This is a genomic window from Sulfoacidibacillus thermotolerans (genome assembly GCF_003144315.1).
In the GTDB taxonomy this organism is placed as follows: domain Bacteria; phylum Bacillota; class Bacilli; order Alicyclobacillales; family SLC66; genus Sulfoacidibacillus; species Sulfoacidibacillus thermotolerans.
Genome location: NZ_MPDK01000051.1, coordinates 1 through 4020, shown reverse-complemented (window position 1 = coordinate 4020; position 4020 = coordinate 1). Strand labels below are relative to the sequence as shown.

Genomic DNA, 4020 nt, shown 5'->3' with positions numbered 1-4020 from the left:
TTGCACAACGAAATCACAACCATCCGTAAGTACCTCGGTGACGCTACCGGCCCTCAGCCCGACAGCAAGACAACCGCCCAGATCGCCCGTGTGCTCACCGAGCTGTATTCAGAAAGCGTCACAGAATACAGACAAGTGGCAGAAGAGGCTGAAAAGTATCGTATTGCCGGAGAGCAGTGCGAACTACAGTATGATGCAATGCGAAATCCGCGTAAAGAAAAGTGATAAACTGCAAAGTCCTTGCCGGGTTGCGTAACTAAACATTCAATCTTAGTTGTACATAATTGATTGTGTACACCTGATAATTCAACTATGCTCTATTCGGTTTAACTGAATGGAGCTTTTTTATGACTGTGCAACCACGAGGCATCCGGAATAACAATCCGGGAAATATTCGTTGGGGTGATAACTGGAAAGGTCTTGTTCCAGAAAACAAACGAACTGATCGTTCTTTCTGTCAATTTATCGATGTAAAATACGGTATTCGCGCCATTGCGCGTATTCTACTAAACTACCGCAACCGGGAAGGAATGAAACGTGTCGGAAATAAAGGGATTGACACTGTTCGGGAGATTATTTCGCGCTGGGCTCCGCCGAATGAAAATAACACTGAAGCTTATATTCAATCTGTATCTAAGGCTTGTGGTGTTGGTGCAGAACAGCCGATTTCAGTGACCGATGATAAAATCATGCTGGCAATCGTGAAAGCGATTATCAAACATGAGAACGGTGTGCAACCTTATTCTGATGAAGTTTTGCTCGCGGGTATCCATATGGCATAGTAAGAGGTTATAAGTGTCGCCGAATTGGGATTGGAATATAGTTTTTATTCTCACTGCCATTGCGATGGTAGGGGGTTCTCTTGGCTACGCTGCAAGAACCCATGATGCTAAAGAAAGGTTCAGACTCAGTGTCTTCATTCAAGAGGGTGCTTTTTCTGCATTCTTTGGTTTCTTGATAGGTGTAATTAACGTGGAACATGGTGTCTCACTGGGGCTCAGTGGGGCGTTCATAGGTGTGTTATCTTGGTCGGGTTCAAGAACCATGCTAAAGTTCCTGCGGAGAAAGACGGAAGCATGTGACCGAGAAAAGGAAAGAGGTTGATTATGCGTCACTTCATCAACGATCTTCTTATATTGTGTAAGAAACCGCGATTGCTTTTCATCTATATGATGATTGGACTTGCACAAATTGGAGTCAGTGCTATCGCCATTGATCAGATGCACAAGAAACACAGGGCAAACCTGCAACCTTCAACACCACCTGTTTATGTGGTCAATAAGGTTGAACAAATCAAACAAGACATCCGGGAGATAACGTACATTCCTAAAGCGGAAATGTAGATTGGTTTATAAGTAAAGCCCGCTCCTTGAATTTATATCGAGCGGGCTTTTTATTGACATTTGCTATAACCCTTGCAATTAATTAATCCACCGCTTATATTCGTGTCAAGAATCGACAGGAGTAACGTTATGGTAAAGCCTATTCTACCTTGGACACGTAGCATTGAATACGAAGCCGATCTCACTAAAGAAGAGATGGCTATACGTGACTCTGTCGTTGAAGAATATCTGTTCGATTATGATTGGGTTAATGCGTGTAAACGTGTAGGCATGAGCTCCGCAATGGCGTTTGATTATGCTAAACGTTTTCAGGATGATAGCTATTGCCAAAGACGAATTAAAGAACTTCAACAGCAGAAAGCAAGAAGTGCTGAACGTGACCGTAAATACGAAATAGAACAAGAGCGCCAGCGCATCATTGAAGGTCTTAGATTTGAATCCACTTATCGTGGCCCTGGATCTTCTCAAGCTGCCCGTGTTGCTGCATATAAACAACTATGTAGCATCTTTGGATTTGAAGCTCCTAAGCAACAGAAGATGGATGTTGGTGTATCTACTGGTGTTATGCTGGTTCCTATGGTTGGTTCTATGGATGATTGGGAAAAAGTTGCTGGGGAGTCTCAGACTAAGCTGCAAGAGGATACTTTAAATGGACTCAATGATTCAGACACCGTCCACTAAGGTAGTATGGAAACCACATCCAGGATCTCAAGTGTTGGCACTGAGTTGTCCAGCAGATGAGATTTTATATCATGGTACTCGTGGTCCTGGAAAGACCGATGCTCAGTTGATGCGTTTTCGTCGTTATGTTGGCATGGGGTATGGTAAACACTGGCGCGGTATCATTTTTGACCGAGAATACAAAAACTTAGATGACTTAGTTGCAAAGTCACAGCGTTGGTTTCCTGAATTTAATGATGGTTGTAAATTCTTATCTTCCAAGTCAGATTATAAATGGGTATGGCCTAGCGGCGAAGAACTAATGTTCCGTGTTGCTAAAAAGCCTAAGGATTACTGGCTGTACCACGGTCAGGAATTTCCATTTATTGGATGGAACGAATTAACTAAATATCCTGATAGTGGGCTTTATGAAGCAATGAAGTCCTGTAACCGTACATCCTTTGTTGCAGAAGAAAACCCAATAATTATTGACGGTGATGTGTATCAGAAAACTGGGCGTCTTGTGCTTGTTCAACCTGATCATGAACACGCAATGCAGTTCATACTACCACCTTTGCCGTTGCAGATCTTTTCTACGACTAACCCATTTGGAGTTGGACATAACTGGGTCAAGAAATATTTTATTAACTCTTGCCCTCTTGGGTCCATGAAGAAGGAAGTAACAAACGTCTTCAACCCGCGTACACAGAAACGGGAAGACGTAGTTCGAACTCGCTGCCATATATTTGGTTCGTATCGAGAGAACCGCAACTTAACACCTGAGTATGTTGCACAGCTTGTGAACATTGACGATCCTAACCTCCGTATGGCATGGCTTGGTGGTAGCTGGGATATTACGTCAGGTGGAATGTTCGACGACCTGTGGCGCCAGAATATACATGTGGTCAAACCATTTCCAATACCTGACTCCTGGAGAATTGATAGATCATTTGACTGGGGCTCAAGTAAACCGTTTTCTGTTGGTTGGTGGGCAAGAAGTGATGGTAGCGATATCGTGTATCCAAATGGTCGTCGTGTACGAACAGTACGAGGTGACTTATTTAGGATCATGGAGTGGTATGGTACTAACGGAAAACCGAACGAAGGTTTAAGATTATTGGATTCTGAAATTGCTCGTGGTATCATCGTCAGGGAAATTGAAGCTGGTTTATACGGTCGCGTAGTTCCAGGCCCTGCTGATAACAGCATTTGGGACGTTAAAGACGGTAACAGTACCGCAGCAACAATGTCTAAGCCAATAACTATCAATGGTCGGTCTTATCCTGGTGTACAGTGGATCCGAAGTGATAAATCCCCTGGATCACGTAAAGCAGGTTGGAAGCGAATGCGGGAATATTTAGCTGCTTCAATTCCGGATCCTAAGGTTGCCGCTTTGCGTGAAAGACCTTCTATGTTTATTTTTGACAACTGTCATCATTTTATAGATCTTGTTCCAACTCTTGCTAGAGACGAAGATGATCTTGATGATGTCGATACTGATTCTGAGGACCACATTGCGGACGAAGCTCGTTATCGCGTAGCCAATGAAGCACGTGGCGGTAGTATCGGTAAGACTGTTGGGACATAAGGAGTTTAACAGATGGCCATTTCTTCGGTTCATCCTAAATATTTACAGTTTAGTGCATTATGGTTGAAGATGCGGGACTGTTTCCTTGGAGCTGACCACGTTAAGGCTCAAGGTACTTTGTATCTTCCACCGACACCTGCTATGCGTTATGACGGTATGAAACCAGGCGAAGATGGCTATATCCGTTACAACGATTATAAAGAACGTGCGGTATTCCCGGAGTATGTAGCTGATGCGGTAGTTAATCACAGTGGTATGCTTCATAGTAAGTCAGCTATTATTCAGTTACCTGCTGCAATGGAACCTCTTCGTCAGGCTGCTACCAGCAAGCGCGAAGGTTTAGATCAGTTGCTACGCCGCATAAACGAGCTACAGCTACGCGATGGCCGTCTTGGCCTTCTTTTGGAGCCTGTTCTCTTATAACCATCT

At 43.8% G+C, this 4020-nt stretch carries 7 protein-coding genes; all 7 read left to right on the top strand.

Translation table 11 applies throughout. The annotated features are described in order from the left end of the window. A partial coding sequence (locus BM613_RS13910) for a DUF2514 family protein (protein WP_181363196.1) occupies nucleotides 1-225 on the top strand: 225 nt, incomplete at its 5' end. Between the two features lie 122 nt (nucleotides 226-347). Then, a complete protein-coding gene (locus BM613_RS13905) occupies nucleotides 348-782 on the top strand; it encodes a structural protein (protein ID WP_109431766.1) in 435 nt (144 codons plus the stop codon). A 13-nt stretch (nucleotides 783-795) separates the two neighbouring features. Beyond that, a complete protein-coding gene (locus tag BM613_RS15890) occupies nucleotides 796-1104 on the top strand; it encodes a phage holin family protein (protein WP_109431765.1) in 309 nt (102 codons plus the stop codon). Nucleotides 1105-1169: 65 nt separating this feature from the next. Beyond that, nucleotides 1170-1343, top strand: coding sequence for a hypothetical protein (locus tag BM613_RS13895; protein ID WP_181363195.1), 174 nt, complete (start codon nucleotides 1170-1172; stop codon nucleotides 1341-1343). Nucleotides 1344-1472: 129 nt separating this feature from the next. Continuing rightward, the gene (locus BM613_RS13890; protein WP_109431763.1) at nucleotides 1473-2024 is read left to right on the top strand and encodes a hypothetical protein; all 552 of its coding nucleotides are present in this window, start codon (nucleotides 1473-1475) and stop codon (nucleotides 2022-2024) included. Further along, nucleotides 1993-3591 (top strand): hypothetical protein, encoded by a 1599-nt coding sequence (locus BM613_RS13885; protein ID WP_219930711.1) that lies wholly within the window; start codon nucleotides 1993-1995, stop codon nucleotides 3589-3591. The genes BM613_RS13890 and BM613_RS13885 overlap by 32 nt, the downstream gene beginning before the upstream one ends. Before the next feature lie 69 nt (nucleotides 3592-3660). Further along, nucleotides 3661-4014, top strand: coding sequence for a hypothetical protein (locus BM613_RS13880; RefSeq protein ID WP_181363194.1), 354 nt, complete (start codon nucleotides 3661-3663; stop codon nucleotides 4012-4014). The last annotated feature ends 6 nt before the right edge of the window (nucleotides 4015-4020 follow it).

What these genes read in the sequence shown, in the direction of transcription:
- BM613_RS13905 (WP_109431766.1), top strand. Translation starts at nt 348, where the DNA reads ATGACTGTGCAACCACGAGGCATCCGGAATAACAATCCGGGAAATATT.
- BM613_RS13895 (WP_181363195.1), top strand. Translation starts at nt 1,170, where the DNA reads ATGATGATTGGACTTGCACAAATTGGAGTCAGTGCTATCGCCATTGAT.
- BM613_RS13890 (WP_109431763.1), top strand. Translation starts at nt 1,473, where the DNA reads ATGGTAAAGCCTATTCTACCTTGGACACGTAGCATTGAATACGAAGCC.
- BM613_RS13885 (WP_219930711.1), top strand. Translation starts at nt 1,993, where the DNA reads ATGGACTCAATGATTCAGACACCGTCCACTAAGGTAGTATGGAAACCA.
- BM613_RS13880 (WP_181363194.1), top strand. Translation starts at nt 3,661, where the DNA reads ATGCGGGACTGTTTCCTTGGAGCTGACCACGTTAAGGCTCAAGGTACT.